Below are 16,855 nucleotides of genomic sequence, written 5' to 3' on the forward strand. Positions count from 1 at the left end.
CTTTGATGGTCGTGGCGGATCAACAGGTGGCGCGCGGGCTTTCGATAACAGCCGGACGCGATGCTGCGTTACTGTAGAGCGGGAGATCATCGCAATTGCAATGGTTTTGACGGATTTCTGCGGTGAGATTTATGGGAGCGGCCAAACGCGTCGGGGCCGGATCGCGCCCGGTCCGGCCCGCCCGTCCAACCCGGCGGTACCCTGCGGGCACCACCGTACGGACCGGGCGCGATCCGGCGCACAGGGCGTGACCGTCAGAGGCGGTTGAGAAGGTCGGTTGTGGGCCACGCATCGGCGGGCAGTCCCAGCTGTTGCTGTACCTGCTGGACCGCGTCGCGGGTATTGGCGCCAAGGATGCCGTCGACCTTGCCGACGTCATAGCCCCGCGCGACCAGCTTCTGTTGCAGTGCCCTCATCTGGCTGTCCGACAGGCCGGGATCGTTGGTGCCCGCGTCATAGACCGGCGCACCGGACAGGCGCGTCGCGAAGTAAGCGGCGGTCAGGACGTAGACGTAGCTCTGGTTCCATTCGAAATAGACGTCGAAATTCGGATAGGCGAGGAAGGCCGGTCCGCCGCGGCCCTGCGGGAGCAAGAGGGACGCCAGAAGCCCCGTGTCGAGGCTGCCGGAGCGCGGTTGCACGCCCATGGCCGCCCAATCGGACACGGCCCGCTTCTTGCCGGTGCCGGTCAGCGACCAGTCGAGATTGGCGGGCACCGTGACCTCCTGCAGCCACGGCTGGCCCGGCTGCCAGCCCATCCCGTGCAGCATGTTGCCGCCGGACAGCAGCGCATCGGGGGCCGAGCCCTTCAGGTTCACGTGGCCGTCGCCATCGCCGTCGATGCCGTATTCGATGATGTCGCCGGGCAGCATCTGGACCATGCCGACCTCCCCCGCCCAGGCGCCGGTCGTGCCGGTGGGGGAGAAATCGCCGTGTGTGTAAAGCTCCAGCGCCGAAAAGATCTGCGGGCGGAACAGTTCGGGCCGGCGGCAATCGTGGGACAGGGTGACCAGCGCGTTCAGCGTGTTGAAATCCCCCTGGAACGCGCCGTAGTCGGTCTCGAACGCCCAGAAGGCGAGAAGCACGCCGCGCGGCACGCCGTAGGTCTGTTCGATCCGGTCGAAGGTGCTGTCGTACTGGCGCGACATCTGCTGGCCCCTGTTGATCCGGTTCTGGCTGATCAGGCGGCGCGAGAATTCGACGAAGGGCTTCTGGAACACGCCCTGCGCGCGGTCGGCGTTGATCACCTTGGGATCGCGCCGGACGGACTGGAAGAAGGCATCGACGGTGCCGGCGTCGTAGCCCTTCTGCCGCGCTTCGGCCTTCAGGCCGGACACGAAACTGCCGAAGTCACCGCCGCACTGGGCAATGGCAATTCCGGGAAGCGCGGAGGCGAGGACGAGGGAGGCGGCGAGATTGGCAAGAAGGCGCATCTGGGGTCCTGTCGGTTTGGGGCGACGGCCCGGAAGCCGCCTGCTGGACCTAGGTGAGCCATGCGAGCACGGCGATTGCAAGGGTAAGCCCCGTGGCCAGCGCCCACGTCTGCCAGAGCACGCCGATGGCGGCCCTGATGTCATAGGCCCCGGTTTCGCGTCGACCCGCACCGTTGACCCAGGCCAGATCGCGCATCTCTCCGTCATAGCTGCGCGGCCCGGCCAGGGCGACGCCAAGGGCGCGGGCCATCGCGGCTTCGGGCCAGCCCGCATTGGGCGACCTGTGCTGGCGGGCATCGTGTGCGATGGCGGGCCATGCGCGCAGCGAGCCGGTGACGGCCGCGATCATCAGGGCGGTCAGGCGCGCGGGGATCAGGTTCAGAAGATCGTCAAGCCGCGCGGCGGCCCAGCCGAAGGATTCGTACTTTTCGGTCCGGTAGCCGATCATGCTGTCGGCGGTGTTGACCGCCTTGTAGATCAGGATCCCCGGCAGGCCGGCCACCAGAAACCAGAAGGCGGGCGCGATCACGCCGTCCGACAGGTTTTCGGCCGCGCTTTCGATGGCGCTGCGGGCGATGGCCGGGCGCGCCATCTGCGCGGTATCGCGGGAGACGATCATGGCGACGGCATCCCGCCCTTCGGCCAGACCGGACTGCAGACCGGTTGCCACGGCGCGAACGTGATCGACCAGCGACCGCTGGGCAAGGAAGACGGTGGCCACGACGATATCGACGACCGGATGGACAAGGCCCAGCACGGCCCCGACCGTGCCGGCCACGGCGACAAGGATCAGCACCGCCGCCACCCCGTTGGCGCGGCGCCCGTTGTTCAGCCGCTGGTCGAGCCACGCGACCCCGTTGCCCATCGCCACTACCGGATGCGGCAGACGACCCCACGAGAGGGCCCGCCCGCCCATCCCGGCGTCCAGCAGAAGCGCCACGACAAGGGCCGCGGCGTGGGTCACAGGGCGGCCTCCAGCCGGTCCCATGCGTCGGCGGGGGGCAGGCCAAGGCGCAGCCAGGTGCCGGAATAGGGAAAGATCCGCGACCAGATGTGATGCCGGGCAAGCCGGTCCTGCCACGCCTGCGCGTCGTCGACCTCGTACAGGCGGAAAAGATCGGTGCGGCCCACGATCTCGGCGCCCCGTGCGGTGACAATTCGGTCCAGTCGGGCGCTGTCCTGTTGCAATTGCGCGCGGGTGCGGACGGCCCAGCCGGGATCCGAAAGGGCGCGCGTCCCGACGGCCAGCGCGGGGCCGGAGACGGGCCATGGCCCCAGCATCGTGGCCAGCCGTTCGATGGTATCGGGCCGGGAGATGGCGAAGCCCAGGCGCAGGCCGGCAAGCCCCCAGAACTTGCCGAAGCTCTTCAGCACCACGGTGCCGGGGCGGTCGGCCAGCGCGACCAGGCTACGGTCGGGGCAGGTGTCGCAGAAGCTTTCATCGATCACCTGAAACGGTGCGTCCGCATCGGACGGGTCCCAGAGCCTGCCGTCCGGATTGTTGGGGTGGACAAGAACGCAGGCGTCGGCCGGTGCGTCCTGAACGACTTCCCACCCGTGGGCGTCGAACGCGGCGGCGTGTTCGTTGTAGGTGGGGGCCGGAATCCGGACCCGGCCTGCGGATCGGGACAGGGCCGGTAGGCGGGCGATCACGCTCGACAGGCCCGGTGCGGCAAGAATCGCGGCGCCATCAGGGACCTGCCAGAATCGGCGCGCGGCGGCGACAAGGGACTGTTGCGCGGCGTGGTCTGGAAGCTCGTTCCAGTTGCGTGGCGAAAAAGCGCCTATCGGATAAGGCGTTGGATTGATTCCGGTGGACAGGTCCAGCCAGCCATCGCGCGCCCCGCCGAAGGTCGCGATGGCCGCATCGAGTCCTCCGCCGTGGTCCTGTTTGGTTAACATTCTGACGTTCTCGATTTGCGTAAAAATTGAGCAAAACCCTCGGAAACAAGGGCAACTCTACCCTTATGCGCCAGCGTCATCGTTAACAAACCGATTAATTGATGCATCCGGTATGATTATTTAAGGCTTTGTTAACCGGAGAGGGACACAAGCATGAAGGACACCAGCGGTTACTTCACGTTGAAACTATCGCTGGTTTGTACCATAACGAATGAGCTTTTCGTTTTCTGACTGCCTTGCAACTGCTATAGTTTTGACGCCTGAACTTCTTCTACCTAAGGGCGAATCTGGGATCGCACTCTGATGAAAGTTCTCATAGTCGAGAGTAACGAGGACCTGGGACGGGTCTGGAGCCGCCACCTGCAGCGGCAGAACGCGGATGTGACCTTGGTCCATAGTCAGGAAGAAGCGACTATGGCCCTGTGCCGGTCGGATTTCGAGATCCTTGTCGTCGACCTTGTGCTGGATGAAGGCAGCGCCTTGGCCGTGGCCGACTTTGCAAGCTACCGCAGGCCTGCGGCAAAGGTCATCTTCGTCACCAATACCAGCTTCTTCTCGGACGGGTCGATCTTCGCCCATTGTTCGAACGCCTGCGCCTTCGTGCGGTCGGAAACGCCGCCAGGAGACCTGGCGGCGATGGTCGAACATTACGCCGGCGCGGCCTGACGTAAATCCTGACCGAACATCCGGTCGCGGCCGTGCGGCTCATCATAGTCGATCACAGGGTTGATCGGGATGATGCGGTGCGGGTTAATGCTCTCGTGGCTGTAGTGATAGTGGCGTACGATATGGTCCAGATGGACCGTGTCCGACACGCCCGGCCACTGGTACAGTTCGCGCGTATAGGCCAAGAGGTTCGGGTAATCCACGATCCGCCGGCGATTGCACTTGAAGTGCGTGTGATAAACCGGGTCGAACCGGATCAGCGTCACGAACAAGCGCCAGTCGGCTTCGGTGATGCGGTCGCCCATCAGGTAACGATGCGCGCCCAGCCGTTCCTCCAGCCAGTCCAGCGTGTCGAAGAGCGGATGGACTGCCTCGTCATAGGCCTCCTGCGTGGTGGCAAAACCCGACTTGTAGACGCCGTTGTTCAGCGTGTTGTAGATCCGGTCGTTCACCGGCGCGATCTCGTCGTGCAGTTCTTCTGGCCAGTAATCGTCGGTGTTGCCCGTCAGCCCGTCGAAGGCCGAGTTGAACATCCGTATGATCTCCGAGCTTTCGTTGGAGACGATGGTGCCCTTCTGCTTGTCCCACAACACGGGCACCACGGCGCGGGCCGTCACGTTGGGCTCGGCCTCGATATAGACCTCGTGCAGGTAGTCCTTGCCCAGCAGCGGATCGCCCGTGGCGCCGGGAAAGTCGGTCGAGAAGCTCCACCCCTTGTCCAGCATCTCGGGATGCACGACCGAGACGGGGATCAGGTCTTCAAGGCCTTTCAGAGCGCGGAAGATCAAAGTCCGGTGCGCCCAGGGGCAGGCGTAGCTGACGTACAGGTGATACCGCCCCGATTCGGCCTTGAAGCCGCCGTCGCCCGAGGGGCCGGCGCTTCCATCGGCGGTGACCCAGTTCCGGAAGTTGGATTCCTCCCGTTCGAAGGAACCGCCCGAGGAAAGTTTTTCCAGCGTCTCGACCTGCCATTCACCGTCTACAATCTGTCCCATCGGGGCTCTCCAATCCTGTGGTTGTGACCAAGCTAAGCCCCCGGACCCTTGCTGCGAAGGGGTCGCGCTTGCGCAAGGACTCTGCGGTCATGCACACCCCGGGATGGAACAGGACCGCCGGATCCCCCGGCGGGTCGCGCCACGGATGCAACGGTGCCACTATCTTGTGACCCATCCATGATTTCGTCGCTTGATCTTAACATGGTTGCGGTAGGATCATTAGTTAACGATTGGAAATTCGGGCCGGTCCGGAATCGGCCTTCGGGGATTGCTGAAATGACGACCTACATGTCCCGGGAAGTGCAGGAAGGGCTGGAAGCGGCCCGGAAAGCCGCGCTCAGGAAATCCAGCCGGCTCCGTGTCGGCGTGGGCGAACCCGCCTATCCGGTGCTGAAGATGTGGGAAGACGGGTTTTCCGTCGATGCCGCCACCGTCCCGCCGCTGCGCGGGCTGGTCGATCTGTACGATGGCACGAACCACCTGCGCCATGCGCTGATCGTCTTGTCATCGGAAGACGATGGCATCGTCCGTTACGAATACAAGCTGTCGACGGCGCCCGCGAAGGATGCGCCGCTGGACTTCTATCGCGATCCGGGCGCGCCAGTGGCGCTGCTGCCGGAATAGGGCCTACTGCAGATCGGCGAAGGCACGTTGCAGGCGGGTGACCGCCTCTTCTACGCGCGCCTTCTGGGTGCCCAGGTTGAAGCGCAGGAACTTCTCGCCGCCCAGTCCGAAGGCCGGGCCCTGGTTCACGGCGATCTTCGCGTCTTCCTGCACGCGGGCCAAAACTTCCTCCTGCGTCATGCCGGTGCCCGTGAAATCGACCCAGGCCAGGTACGTGCCTTCCAGTGCCATCGACGCCACGCCCGGGATCGCGTTCACGCCCGCATCGAAGATCTTCCGGTTGGTGTCCAGGTACGCCATCTGCGCATCGACCCATGCCGCGCCTTCGGGCGAATAGGCCGTCATCGCCGCCATCTGTCCGGCCGAGTTGCCGGCGATGTAGATCGCGCCCATCCGTTCGGCGAAGCGTTCGCGCAGGGCCGGGTCGGGGATGATCGTGTTGCCGGTATGCAGGCCGGCAAGGTTGAACGTCTTCGACGGTGCCGACAGCATCACCAGCCGGTCCTGCGCCTCTTCGATCAGGGCCATGGGAACGTGTTTCTGCCCGGGAAAGACCAGATCGTGGTGAATCTCGTCCGACACGATCAGAAGGTCGTGTTTCTTCGCGAAGGCCACGACGCTTTCCAGTTCCTCCCGCGTCCAGACGCGCCCGCCAGGATTGTGGGGCGAACACAGGATCAGCATGGTTTCCGAGCCGTCGAGGATCGCGTCATAGGCGTCGAAATCCATCGTGTAGCGGCCATTGTCGTTGACCAGCGGGCATTCGACGACACGGCGCTTCGCGTTGCCGATGACCTTGGCGAAGGCGTGGTAGACCGGGTTGAAGGTCACGATCCCGTCGCCCGGCTTGGTGAAGGCGTCCATGCACAGGCCCACGGCGTTGACGATTCCCGTGGTGGTGAAGATCCATTCCGGATCGACCGTCCAGCCGTGACGGTGTTCCATCCACCAACAGATCGCGGCCTTGTAATCGTCATCGATGCAGGAATAGCCGAACTGGCCTTCGCGGGCCATTTCCTCCAGCCGGTCGCGCACCACCTTGGGCGGGCGGAAATCGGTGTCGGCGACCCACATCGGCAGGCCATCATCGGGCGAGACCCCGCAGAACGTCTCCATGCGGTCCCATTTCGAGCTGTAGGTGCCGCGGCGGTCGAAGAGTTCGTCGAAGTCATGGGTCATGAAGGGCGCTCCGGTTGGTCCATCCGGCGCCACGTTAGGGAGTTTGCCGGCGGCTGCAATATCGCGTGCGTAATTCCCCCGCGTCCTCCGGGCGATTGCAGCGGGGCGAGGGATGTCCTAAATCCCCTGCCATGAAACGCCCGATCCTGATCCATCCCGATCCGCGCCTGAAAAAGGTGGCAGCCGCCGTATCCGATTTGTCGGATGAACGGCGCGCGCTGGCCGATGACATGCTGGAAACCATGTATGACGCCCCCGGTATCGGGCTGGCCGCGCCGCAGATCGGCGTGCTGGACCGGCTGATCGTGCTGGATTGCGTGAAGGAAGAAGGCGCCGAACCGCGCCCCCTGATCATGTTCAACCCCGAAATCGTGGCGCAATCGGACGAGACCAGCGTCTACGAGGAAGGCTGCCTGTCGATCCCCGATCAATACGCCGAAGTGACCCGCCCGGCCGAGGCCGAGGTCACGTGGATCGACCGGGACGGCAATACGCAGCAGGAGGTCTTTTCCGGCCTCTGGGCCACCTGTGTGCAGCACGAGATCGACCACCTGAACGGCAAGCTGTTCATCGATTACCTGAAGCCCATGAAACGCCAGATGATCACCCGCCGGATGGTCAAGCTGAAGCGGGAAAAGGCGCGCGACTGAATGGCCCTGCTGGACATCCTCAAGTGGCCCGATCCGCGCCTGACGCGGCCCTGTGCAAGGGTCCCGGATCCGGTTGCGCTGGCCGGGCTGGCGCAGGACATGCTGGACACGATGTACGTCGCCCCCGGGCGCGGGCTGGCCGGGCCGCAGGTGGGGCAGATGCTGCGGATCTTCGTGATGGACACGACGTGGAAGGAGGGCGAGCGGTCGCCCGTCATCTGCGTGAACCCGCGGATCGTCGACCGGTCGGACAGCGTCGCGGAAGGAACCGAAGCCTGCCTGTCGATCCCGGGTGTCGACATGTCCGTTCCCCGGTCCGAATGGATCGACATGACGTGGACCGACACCGAAGGCCGCGATCACGCTGAACGCCTGACCGGCTTCGATGCGGTCTGCGCCCAGCACGAACATGACCACCTCGACGGCATCGTGATCTTCGACCGCATCCCGCCCTCTGCGCGCATGGCGGCGGAACAAGCCTACACCGCGTCCCGCGGATGACCGTACGCACCTGCATCCCGTGGCCCGACAAGCGTCTGCGCACGCCCGCCGAGAAGGTCGAGGAGATCACGGACGAGATCCGCGCGATCTGGGACGACATGATCGACACGATGGAAGCGATGCCCGGCGTGGGCCTTGCCGCCCCGCAGATCGGCGTGATGCTGCGACTGGCCGTCGTCGACGGATCGCAGGAGAGGGGCCGGGCCGTTCGGCTGGCCAACCCCGAGATCCTGCATGCCTCGATCGAGCTTCGCCCGCACGAGGAAGCCAGCCCGAACCTGCCCGGTGTGTCCGCCAAGATCGAACGGCCACGCGCGGTGACGGTTCGCTATCTTGACGAGACGGGCACCGTGAACCGGCGCGATTTCATCGGGATCGAGGCGACAAGCGTGCAGCACCAGATCGATCACCTGAACGGCAGGATGTATTTCGACAACCTGTCGAAGCTGAAGCGGAACATGCTGCTTAAGAAGGCACGGAAAGGTGGCGTCTGATGCGCGTCGTGTTCATGGGCACGCCCGATTTCTCGGTCCCCGTGCTGGAGGCGCTGGAGGGTGCCGGTCACGAGATCGCCGCCGTCTATTGCCAGCCGCCCCGGCCCGCAGGGCGGGGGAAGAAACCCCGCCCGTCCCCGGTGCAGGCGAAGGCCGAAGCGCTGGGGCTGGAGGTGCGTCACCCGGTGTCGCTGAAAGGGACGGAGGAACAGGCAGAGTTTGCCGCGTTGAAGGCGGACGTCGCTGTCGTGGTGGCCTATGGGCTGCTGCTGCCGCAGGCGGTGCTCGATGCGCCGGCGCAGGGGTGCCTGAACATTCACGCCAGCCTGCTGCCACGCTGGCGCGGCGCCGCGCCGATCCATCGGGCGATCATGGCGGGAGATGCCGAAACCGGCATCTGCATCATGCAGATGGAAGCGGGCCTCGATACCGGGCCGGTGCTGCAGCGCCGGAAGGTCGAGATCGGGGCCGAGGAGACGACCGCGGAACTGCACGACCGTCTGTCGGCGTTGGGCGCGAAGGCGATCATTGAAGCGCTGGCGCAGTTGCCCCAGCTGGTGGCCGAGCCGCAGCCGGAGGACGGCGTGACCTATGCCGCGAAGATCGACAAGGCCGAGGCCCGGATCGACTGGACCCGGCCCGCGGAAGAGATCGACCGCCAGATCCGCGGCCTGTCACCCTTTCCCGGCGCCTGGACCGAGATCGCGGGCGACCGTGTGAAGGTGCTGGGCGCGCGACCGGGCCGGGGCGAAGGCGCGCCGGGCGAGGTTCTGGACGATGCTCTCACCGTCGCGTGCGGAAGCGGGGCGGTGGAACTGACGCGCTTGCAGCGGTCGGGCAAGGCTGCGCAGGATAGGGATGTGTTTCTCCGCGGCCATCCGGTGCCTGCGGGCACGCGTCTGTAAGGGGCCGGTATGTACTTCACCTTGATGGGCACGGTCGTGATCGCCGGGATCGTGGGCTATGCCGCGGAAAAGACCGGCTTCACCCATAATGGAATCATCCCGTCGATCATTATCTGTATCGGCGGCGCGTTCCTGTTCTTCTTCCTGCGGGTGATGTTCGGTATCGGTTTCGGGTCGCCCGGGCTGAACGCGCTGATCTCGTCGGTGGGCGCGCTTGTTATCGTTCCGACCCATTGGAGGAGGTAGGCCATGATGTGGCTTTTGTGGTGGATCATCGTGGGCGGCGTGGCGGGTTATGTCGCGACGCGTCTGCTGGATCTCGAGACCGGTCCGGTGGCGACAATTGCTATCGGCATCGGCGGCGCGCTGGTGGGCGGGTTCCTGCTGCGGCTGGTTCTCGCGGCTTTGGGCATATTTGCCGGGATCATCGGCGCCGTTCTGGGCGCGGTGCTGCTGATCTGGCTATGGCAGATGATCGCCGGAAGGACCTGAGCGTCAGCTCTTGAACGGCTTCATGCCCGCCCGCGCCAGTTCGTCGGCGCGTTCGTTTTCGGGGTGGCCGGCATGGCCCTTGACCCATTGCCACGTGACCTTGTGGCGGGCCTGCGCCTCGTCCAGCCGCTGCCAGAGTTCGACGTTCTTCACCGGCTTCTTCGCCGCCGTCTTCCAGCCATTCCGCTTCCAGCCGTGGATCCAGCCGGTGACGCCGTTCTTCACGTAGGCGCTGTCGGTCACGACGGTGATGGTGGAGGGACGTTCGAGCGCTTCGAGCGCCGCGATGGCGGCCAGAAGCTCCATGCGGTTGTTGGTGGTCTGGGCCTCTCCGCCGTTCAGGGTGCGTTCCTTGACGACGGTGTCGCCGTCCTTCGCCTGAAGCAGGGCGCCCCAGCCCCCGGGACCGGGATTGCCGGAACAGGCGCCATCGGTGAAGGCATAGAGTGCGGTCATTGTCGTCGGTCCCGGTTCGTGAATGGCACGGCAGCGTTGCGGCCGGATCGCGCCCGCGCCGGCCCGCCCGCCCAGCCCCCGGCCGGAAACCTGCGGTTTCCGACCTTGCCGGCGCGGGCGCGCTCCGGCGTCAGGGCGCGCGTGGTCAATTTCACAGGAAGGCCGACACCGCAAGACAGGCGCAGGTGATCAGGACCACCGGCAGGCGCAGGCGCATCCACCAGCGCGGCGCGAGGTCCCAGGCGGTGAAGGCGATGTCGAGCACCAGCAGTCCGGCAAAGCCGATCAGCAGGTTGAGCGACGCGCTGACCGGCCCGTTCCCCGTCATCAGGAAGGCCCAGAGCGCGGGGATCATCGCGATGACATAGGCGATCCCCGGCACGCCTTCGCGCTGTTTCAGGCAAAAGGACCAGAGCACGCCCGACTGGAACGACAGCAGCACCGCGCCATAGAAAAGCTGGACATAGGGCCCGACGAAGCGAGGTCCCAGGAGGTTCGATCCGAACCGCGCCAGCGGGTCGAGCAGGTAGCTCGCCGCCCCCCAGAGGAAGGGGATCAGCGCGATGTAGCTCAGGATCGCGACGATGGGCGGCATGCGGGTCATGCGCGTTCAAGGGCCAGCCGGGCGGCCAGCGCCGCGAAGGAGGCGGCGAAGGCGCGGCGCAGCCATGTCATGACCGAGGTCCGTTCGATCACCCACTTGCGCGCGGCGCCGGCAAGGATCGCGTAGCCCGCCATCACGAGGCCCGTCATCGCCACGAAGGCAAGGCCCAGCTGCGCCATCACAAGCGACGGCTGCGCGATGCCGGCCGGGATGAACTGGGGCAGGAAGGCCAGGAAAAACAACGGCAGCTTGGGGTTCAAGAGGTTCAAGAGGATACCGCGCCAGACCAGCGTGCCGGGGGTGACCTGCCGTGCGGTCTCGTCCGCCGAGACATTGAGCGATCCGCTGCCGCGGAGCGTTGTCCAGGCCATCCACAGAAGCACCAGCGCACCGGCATATTTTACGATCTGGAAGAGCACGGCCGAGGCATGGAGCAGCGCCGCCAGCCCCGCCAGTGCCGCGGTCAGGTGCACCGCCGTCACCAGCGTGCAGCCAAGTGCGGCCCAGAGCCCGCGCCTGAGACCCCCGCCCAGCGTCGTCGACAACGTGTAGATGACACCGATCCCCGGCGCCACGCAAACGATCAACGCTGTGGCAAGAAACTCGACCCAAAGTACCGTATCTGCGGGCATAAACGCCTCCCCGAATTCACTGGCCTGATTTTTCCTGCCATGTCAGCGCATTGCTGGCAAGTCGCGGGGCACGCGTGTTCGGGCCGTCACTCTGCGGTGCGCAGGACCCGGGGGACCTTGAATTCGACGTTTTCCACGGCGGTTTCCACCAGTTCGACCGTCACGTCGTGTCGGGCACGGAAGGCGTCGATAACCTCCTCCACCAGCGTTTCGGGGGCCGAGGCGCCGGCAGTGACACCGATGCTGCGCACGCCTTCGAGTGCGCGCCAGTCGATGTCGCCGGCGCGTTGGACCAACTGGGAATAGGCGCAGCCCGCCCGCGCGCCGACTTCCACAAGGCGGCGGGAGTTCGAGGAATTGGGTGCGCCGACCACGAGGATCGCGTCGACCTTGGGGGCGATCGCCTTCACCGCGGCCTGCCGGTTGGTCGTGGCGTAGCAGATGTCTTCCTTGTGGGGGCCGATGATCTGCGGGAACCGCTCCAGAAGGGCCGCGACGATGCCTGCCGTGTCGTCGACCGACAGGGTGGTCTGGGTGACATAGGCGAGCTTCGACGGATCGCGGACCTCGACCTTGGCCACGTCGTCGACGGTTTCCACCAGCAGGACCTCTCCTTCGGGGAGCTGGCCCATGGTGCCTATGGTCTCCGGATGGCCGTCATGGCCGATCATGATCATCTGGAGCCCGTTTTCCGCGTGACGCTGGGCCTCGATATGAACCTTGGAGACAAGCGGGCAGGTGGCATCGACATAGATCATCTCGCGCCGGGCGGCTTCGGCCGGGATGGATTTGGGCACGCCGTGGGCCGAGAAGATCACCGGCCGGTCGTCGGGGGCTTCGTCCAGCTCCTCGACAAAGACGGCGCCCTTGGCGGTCAGGCCATCGACCACGTACTTGTTGTGCACGATCTCGTGACGGACATAGACGGGCGCGCCCCATTTCTGGAGCGCCATTTCCACGATCTTGATGGCGCGGTCCACACCGGCGCAGAAACCGCGGGGCGCGGCGAGATGGAGCGTGAGGGGCGGTTTGGTCATCGGGCGCGGGCCTTTCCGGTGGCGTCGGGCCGGGCTGTCCGGGCAGCGCGGGCGGGGTCCGCCCTGACCGGCCCGGAACGGGAACGGTCACCCTTCATCTAGGCGGTGAGGGCCGCAACGTCCAGAGGCAGGGCAGGTCGACCCGCCTGCGCGGGGGCTTGCGGGGGCCACGGTTGGCTCCCGCAAGGGCGTTCCGGCCTTAGCGTGCGGCGGCGGCGCGGGGCGCCTGTTCGTCCTGGGGTTGCTCCCGGGGCGGGCGGCCGATCACGTCCTTCAGGTCGTCGAGCTCAATGAAATTATCGGCCTGCCGACGCAGATCGTCCGAGATCATGGGCGGCTGGCTGCGGATCGTGGACACGACCGACACGCGCACGCCCTGGCGCTGGAGGCTTTCGACCAGCGGACGGAAATCGCCATCGCCCGAGAAGAGCACGATGTGATCGACACGGGGAGCGAGTTCCATGGCATCGACGGTCAGTTCGATATCCATGTTGCCCTTCACCTTCCGGCGGCCCATGCTGTCTGTGTACTCTTTCGCGGGCTTCGTCACCATGGTGAACCCGTTGTAATGCAACCAGTCGACCAACGGCCTGATCGGGGAATATTCGTCATTTTCGAGCAGGGCCGTGTAGTAGAAGGCACGCAGGAGCTTGCCGCGGCGCATGAATTCCTGCCGCAGAAGCTTGTAGTCGATGTCGAACCCCAGCGCCTTGGCGGCAGCGTAGAGATTCGACCCATCGATGAACAGCGCAAGCCGTTCGTCCTTGTAGAACATCAAATTATCCTTCCGACAAATGCGTTCCGCCAAGGGGATATTCGCGTGAGTGGCTTTGATGGCGGAACTGTATATACAACGTAGAGCGTGTTTCCCCCGTCGCAAGGGAATAGCGTTTCGGGGAAGAGGACAGATATGACCGAACCCCGGACGAAGTACTTAGTGGCGCTTGGCGCGAATCTGGAGAGCCAGGCGGGAAATCCGGCCGAAACACTGGCCGCGTCTGTGCAAGCCCTTGCCGGCGCCGGGCTGGAACTGGCGGCTTTGAGCCGATTCTATCGCACGCCGTGCTTTCCAATTGGTGAAGGCCCGGATTTCGTCAACGCGGTGGCGGAGGTCCGGTCGGTGATGGGGCCCCAGGATGTTCTGGCCGCGCTGCACCGGATCGAGGCGGAGTTCGGTCGGGAGCGCAAGGAACGCTGGGCCGCGCGGAAACTGGATCTGGACCTGTTGACGGCTGGCGATCTCGTGGCGCCGGACCGGACGGTGCTGGCCGACTGGATGGCGCTGGATCTGGAAGCACAGAAGACACGGACGCCGGACCGGATGGTTTTGCCGCATCCGCGGTTGCAGGACCGGGCCTTCGTGCTGGTGCCGATGGCGGATATCGCCGCGGGCTGGGTGCATCCCGTGCTTGGCCGGAGCGCCGCCGAGATGCTGGCGGCGTTGCCCGCGGCCGACCGCCTGGAGGTGGTGGCGCTGTAGACCGCCGGACGCGCCGGTCCGCGCCCGCGGCGGCCCGCCCGCCCACCCGCCGGCGGATGCGTTCCGCATCCGCCTTGCCGCCACGGGCGCGGACCGGCGCTCTGCTTCGAGCGCGTCGCAGCGGGCGGGTTCGAGGAACAATGAAGGGGCCGCTTGTCAAGCGGGAGATTCGCAGGTAGAAGGTCTGTCTCCTGCAAAGCCATATCAATTGGAGTGCGCCATGGCTCGCGTGACGGTCGAAGATTGCGTCGATAAAGTTCCGAACCGGTTCGAACTGGTGATGCTCGCCGCGCACCGTGCGCGCGAGATCGCGGCCGGGTCGGAAGTTACGGTCGATCGCGACAACGACAAGAACCCCGTTGTCTCGCTCCGCGAGATCGCCGAGGAAACCCAGAGCGCCGATCTGCTGCGTGAACGCCTGATTGAAAGCAATCAGAGCCAGAACGAGATCGACGAACCGGAAGAGGATTCCATGGCTGTCCTGATGGGCGCCGAGAGCGACAAGCCGGCAGAAGACGACATGTCGGAAGAAAAGCTCCTGCGCGCTCTGATGGAGGCGCAGGGTCAGGGCTGAGGCCCTCTTGACCCATGCCTGGCCAGAACGCGCCCGGCGCGATCCCCATTCCCGACGTTGAAGAGCTGGTGGCCCTGGTCGCCAGCTACAACCCGAAATCCAACGGCGACCGTCTTCGGGCGGCCTATGCCTATGGCGTGGCGATGCACGATGGCCAATTCCGCCAGTCGGGCGAGCCGTATTTCTGCCATCCCGTCGCCGTCGCCCGGATCCTGGCCGAGCAGCGGCTTGACGACGACACGATCATCACCGCGCTGCTGCACGACACGATCGAGGACACCAAGGCGTCCTATTCCGAAATTTCGGAACGCTTCGGTACCGAGGTCGCGATGCTGGTGGACGGTGTCACCAAACTGACAAACCTGCAGCTGTCCAGCCTCGAGACCAAGCAGGCCGAGAACTTCCGCAAGCTGTTCATGGCGATGACGAAGGACGTGCGCGTCATCGTCGTCAAGATGTCGGACCGGCTGCACAACATGCGCACCATCGAAAGCATGCGCCGCGACAAGCAGCACCAGAAGGCGCGCGAGACGATGGATATCTATGCGCCGCTGGCCGGCCGCATGGGCATGCAATGGATGCGGGAAGAACTGGAAGACCTTGCCTTCCGCGTCCTGAACCCCGAAGCGCGCAAATCGATCATGGTGCGGTTCATCAAGCTGCAGCGCGAAACCGGCGACGTGATCGAGCGGATCATGAAGGACATGCGCACGGTCGTGCGCAAGGCCGGGCTGCAGGCCGAGGTCTATGGCCGCGCCAAGAAACCCTATTCCATCTGGCGGAAGATGGAGGAGAAGAAGCAGGGCTTCTCGCGCCTGTCCGACATCTATGGTTTCCGCGTGATCGCGGCGGATGAAGAGGATTGCTACCGCGCGCTTGGCGCCATCCACCAGCGCTGGCGCGCCGTGCCGGGGCGGTTCAAGGATTACATCAGCCAGCCCAAGTCGAACGGCTACCGGTCGATCCACACCACCGTGTCGGGCCGCGATGGCAAGCGCGTGGAAGTGCAGATCCGCACCAGCGAAATGCACGACGTGGCCGAACGGGGCGTTGCGGCGCACTGGTCCTATCGCGACGGGATCCGGTACGAGAACAAGTTCGCCGTCGCCCCCACCGAATGGATCGCCACGCTTCAGGACACGTTCGAGAGCGAGGAGAACCACGAGGAATTCCTCGATGCCGTGAAGCTGGAAATGTATTCCGACCAGGTGTTCTGCTTCACGCCCAAGGGCGACGTGATCAAGCTGCCCAAGGGGGCCACGCCCATCGATTTCGGCTACGCGATCCACACCCGCATCGGCAGCCGCTGCGTATCGGCGCGGGTCGATGGCGTGCGGGTGCCCCTGTGGACGCGGCTGAAGAACGGCCAGTCGATCGAGATCATAACCGCCGAAGGCCAGGAGCCGCAGGCGACCTGGGTCGATATCGTGCAGACGGGCCGGGCCCGCGCCGCGATCCGGCGCGCGTTGCGCGAGGCCGACCGTGAACGGTTCATCAAGCTGGGCCGCGAACTGGCGCGGGCGGCGTTCGAACATGTGGGCCGGAAATCGACCGACAAGGTGCTGGATACCGCGGCGCGAAACCTTGGCCTTGAAAACGGCGACGATGTGCTGGCCAATCTGGGCATGGCCGAGATCACGGCGCGCGACCTTGTGCAGGCCGTCTACCCGGAGCTGCAGAAGAAGCAGGGAGAGGTCGTCCCCTACCGCCGGGCCGTGATCGGGCTGGAGCAGGGACAAAGCTTTACCCGGGCCGCCTGCTGCGAACCCCTGCCGGGGGAACGGATCGTGGGCATCACCTCGCGCGGGCAGGGGGTGATCGTGCATGCGATCAACTGCGACACCCTGATCGACTACGACGACCAGCCCGAACGCTGGGTCGACCTGCATTGGCATTCCGGTACGCACGAAGCCGCCTATGGCGTGACGCTCGACATGACAATCGGGAATGACGCCGGGGTACTGGGACGTATTTGCACGTTGATCGGCGAAAAGAAGGCGAATATCTCGGACCTCGAGTTTGTCGACAGGAAGCCGGATTTTTACCGTTTGCTTGTTAGGGTCGATCTCGGCGATATCGAGCAACTGCACTCACTCATGGTGATGCTGGAAGCTGAAAGCGAAGTTGCGGCAATCGCCCGGCTTCGTGGTGTATCGCCAGGCGTACCGGGACCTGGGGAACCGTCCCGGAAGATGAGGGCAAAGGCTGGTGTTCAGACGCCGTGAGCAGCG

At 65.1% G+C, this 16,855-nt stretch carries 21 protein-coding genes; 11 read left to right on the top strand and 10 right to left on the bottom strand.

Features of this window, described 5'->3' with window-relative positions; genetic code table 11:
- Positions 1-254: 254 nt before the first annotated feature.
- From D4754_RS16270 to D4754_RS16280, 3 genes are read right to left on the bottom strand one after another with little or no spacing between them, the layout of a single operon-like run.
- Positions 255-1,433: a lytic murein transglycosylase gene (locus tag D4754_RS16270; protein WP_121065586.1), complete on the bottom strand. Its 1,179-nt coding sequence runs from the start codon at positions 1,431-1,433 to the stop codon at positions 255-257.
- A 49-nt stretch (positions 1,434-1,482) separates the two neighbouring features.
- Positions 1,483-2,397 (bottom strand): adenosylcobinamide-phosphate synthase CbiB, encoded by a 915-nt coding sequence (gene cbiB, locus D4754_RS16275; RefSeq protein WP_121065589.1) that lies wholly within the window; start codon positions 2,395-2,397, stop codon positions 1,483-1,485.
- Entirely contained in the window at positions 2,394-3,335 is a 942-nt protein-coding gene (locus D4754_RS16280) for a threonine-phosphate decarboxylase (protein ID WP_121065592.1), read from the bottom strand. The genes cbiB and D4754_RS16280 overlap by 4 nt, the downstream gene beginning before the upstream one ends.
- A 303-nt stretch (positions 3,336-3,638) precedes the next feature.
- Here D4754_RS16280 and D4754_RS16285 point away from each other — a divergent pair, with 303 nt between their 5' ends.
- Positions 3,639-4,001, top strand: a complete 363-nt coding sequence (locus D4754_RS16285; protein WP_121065595.1) for a response regulator transcription factor — start codon at positions 3,639-3,641, stop codon at positions 3,999-4,001.
- On the opposite strand, the gene D4754_RS16290 is transcribed toward D4754_RS16285, so the two are convergent.
- Positions 3,983-4,996: a glutathione S-transferase family protein gene (locus D4754_RS16290; RefSeq protein WP_121065598.1), complete on the bottom strand. Its 1,014-nt coding sequence runs from the start codon at positions 4,994-4,996 to the stop codon at positions 3,983-3,985. The two genes, D4754_RS16285 and D4754_RS16290, sit on opposite strands and share 19 nt — an antisense overlap.
- A 276-nt stretch (positions 4,997-5,272) precedes the next feature.
- Here D4754_RS16290 and D4754_RS16295 point away from each other — a divergent pair, with 276 nt between their 5' ends.
- Complete coding sequence (locus D4754_RS16295) at positions 5,273-5,620, top strand: hypothetical protein (RefSeq protein ID WP_121065601.1); 348 nt, start codon at positions 5,273-5,275, stop codon at positions 5,618-5,620.
- Positions 5,621-5,623: 3 nt separating this feature from the next.
- Here the strand turns inward: D4754_RS16295 and D4754_RS16300 are convergent, their stop codons facing one another.
- Complete coding sequence (locus D4754_RS16300) at positions 5,624-6,799, bottom strand: MalY/PatB family protein (RefSeq protein WP_121065604.1); 1,176 nt, start codon at positions 6,797-6,799, stop codon at positions 5,624-5,626.
- Positions 6,800-6,930: 131 nt separating this feature from the next.
- Between D4754_RS16300 and def (D4754_RS16305) the strand changes: the two genes are divergently transcribed.
- From def (D4754_RS16305) to D4754_RS16330, 6 genes are read left to right on the top strand one after another with little or no spacing between them, the layout of a single operon-like run.
- On the top strand, positions 6,931-7,449 hold the full coding sequence (def, locus tag D4754_RS16305; RefSeq protein ID WP_121065607.1) for a peptide deformylase: 519 nt from the start codon (positions 6,931-6,933) through the stop codon (positions 7,447-7,449).
- Complete coding sequence (gene def, locus D4754_RS16310) at positions 7,450-7,950, top strand: peptide deformylase (protein ID WP_121065610.1); 501 nt, start codon at positions 7,450-7,452, stop codon at positions 7,948-7,950.
- Positions 7,947-8,444 carry a peptide deformylase gene (gene def / locus D4754_RS16315; RefSeq protein WP_121065613.1) on the top strand — a complete coding sequence of 166 codons (498 nt, stop codon included), beginning with the start codon at positions 7,947-7,949 and terminating at the stop codon, positions 8,442-8,444. The genes def (D4754_RS16310) and def (D4754_RS16315) overlap by 4 nt, the downstream gene beginning before the upstream one ends.
- Complete coding sequence (gene fmt, locus D4754_RS16320; protein ID WP_121065616.1) at positions 8,444-9,349, top strand: methionyl-tRNA formyltransferase; 906 nt, start codon at positions 8,444-8,446, stop codon at positions 9,347-9,349. Before def (D4754_RS16315) ends, fmt begins: the two co-directional genes overlap by 1 nt.
- A 9-nt stretch (positions 9,350-9,358) precedes the next feature.
- On the top strand, positions 9,359-9,595 hold the full coding sequence (locus tag D4754_RS16325) for a hypothetical protein (protein WP_121065619.1): 237 nt from the start codon (positions 9,359-9,361) through the stop codon (positions 9,593-9,595).
- 3 nt (positions 9,596-9,598) lie between these two features.
- Positions 9,599-9,841, top strand: a complete 243-nt coding sequence (locus D4754_RS16330; protein ID WP_338031153.1) for a GlsB/YeaQ/YmgE family stress response membrane protein — start codon at positions 9,599-9,601, stop codon at positions 9,839-9,841.
- 3 nt (positions 9,842-9,844) lie between these two features.
- Here D4754_RS16330 and rnhA read toward each other — a convergent pair whose 3' ends face one another.
- From rnhA to D4754_RS16355, 5 genes are all read right to left on the bottom strand, one after another.
- A complete protein-coding gene (gene rnhA, locus D4754_RS16335; RefSeq protein ID WP_121065622.1) occupies positions 9,845-10,297 on the bottom strand; it encodes a ribonuclease HI in 453 nt (150 codons plus the stop codon).
- 151 nt (positions 10,298-10,448) lie between these two features.
- Positions 10,449-10,901, bottom strand: coding sequence for a DUF3429 domain-containing protein (locus tag D4754_RS16340; protein WP_121065625.1), 453 nt, complete (start codon positions 10,899-10,901; stop codon positions 10,449-10,451).
- Positions 10,898-11,533 (bottom strand): LysE family translocator, encoded by a 636-nt coding sequence (locus D4754_RS16345; protein ID WP_121065628.1) that lies wholly within the window; start codon positions 11,531-11,533, stop codon positions 10,898-10,900. The genes D4754_RS16340 and D4754_RS16345 overlap by 4 nt, the downstream gene beginning before the upstream one ends.
- 86 nt (positions 11,534-11,619) lie before the next feature.
- Positions 11,620-12,570 carry a 4-hydroxy-3-methylbut-2-enyl diphosphate reductase gene (ispH, locus tag D4754_RS16350; RefSeq protein ID WP_121065630.1) on the bottom strand — a complete coding sequence of 317 codons (951 nt, stop codon included), beginning with the start codon at positions 12,568-12,570 and terminating at the stop codon, positions 11,620-11,622.
- Positions 12,571-12,769: 199 nt separating this feature from the next.
- Complete coding sequence (locus D4754_RS16355; protein ID WP_121065633.1) at positions 12,770-13,345, bottom strand: LabA-like NYN domain-containing protein; 576 nt, start codon at positions 13,343-13,345, stop codon at positions 12,770-12,772.
- 135 nt (positions 13,346-13,480) lie between these two features.
- Here D4754_RS16355 and folK point away from each other — a divergent pair, with 135 nt between their 5' ends.
- From folK to D4754_RS16370, 3 genes are all read left to right on the top strand, one after another.
- On the top strand, positions 13,481-14,050 hold the full coding sequence (gene folK / locus D4754_RS16360; RefSeq protein ID WP_121065636.1) for a 2-amino-4-hydroxy-6-hydroxymethyldihydropteridine diphosphokinase: 570 nt from the start codon (positions 13,481-13,483) through the stop codon (positions 14,048-14,050).
- Positions 14,051-14,270: 220 nt separating this feature from the next.
- Positions 14,271-14,624 (top strand): DNA-directed RNA polymerase subunit omega, encoded by a 354-nt coding sequence (gene rpoZ / locus D4754_RS16365; RefSeq protein WP_121065639.1) that lies wholly within the window; start codon positions 14,271-14,273, stop codon positions 14,622-14,624.
- Between the two features lie 14 nt (positions 14,625-14,638).
- A complete protein-coding gene (locus tag D4754_RS16370; RefSeq protein ID WP_420837216.1) occupies positions 14,639-16,849 on the top strand; it encodes a RelA/SpoT family protein in 2,211 nt (736 codons plus the stop codon).
- The last annotated feature ends 6 nt before the right edge of the window (positions 16,850-16,855 follow it).

Origin of the sequence: Chachezhania antarctica (genome assembly GCF_003646465.1) — a bacterium.
GTDB lineage: Bacteria > Pseudomonadota > Alphaproteobacteria > Rhodobacterales > Rhodobacteraceae > Chachezhania > Chachezhania antarctica.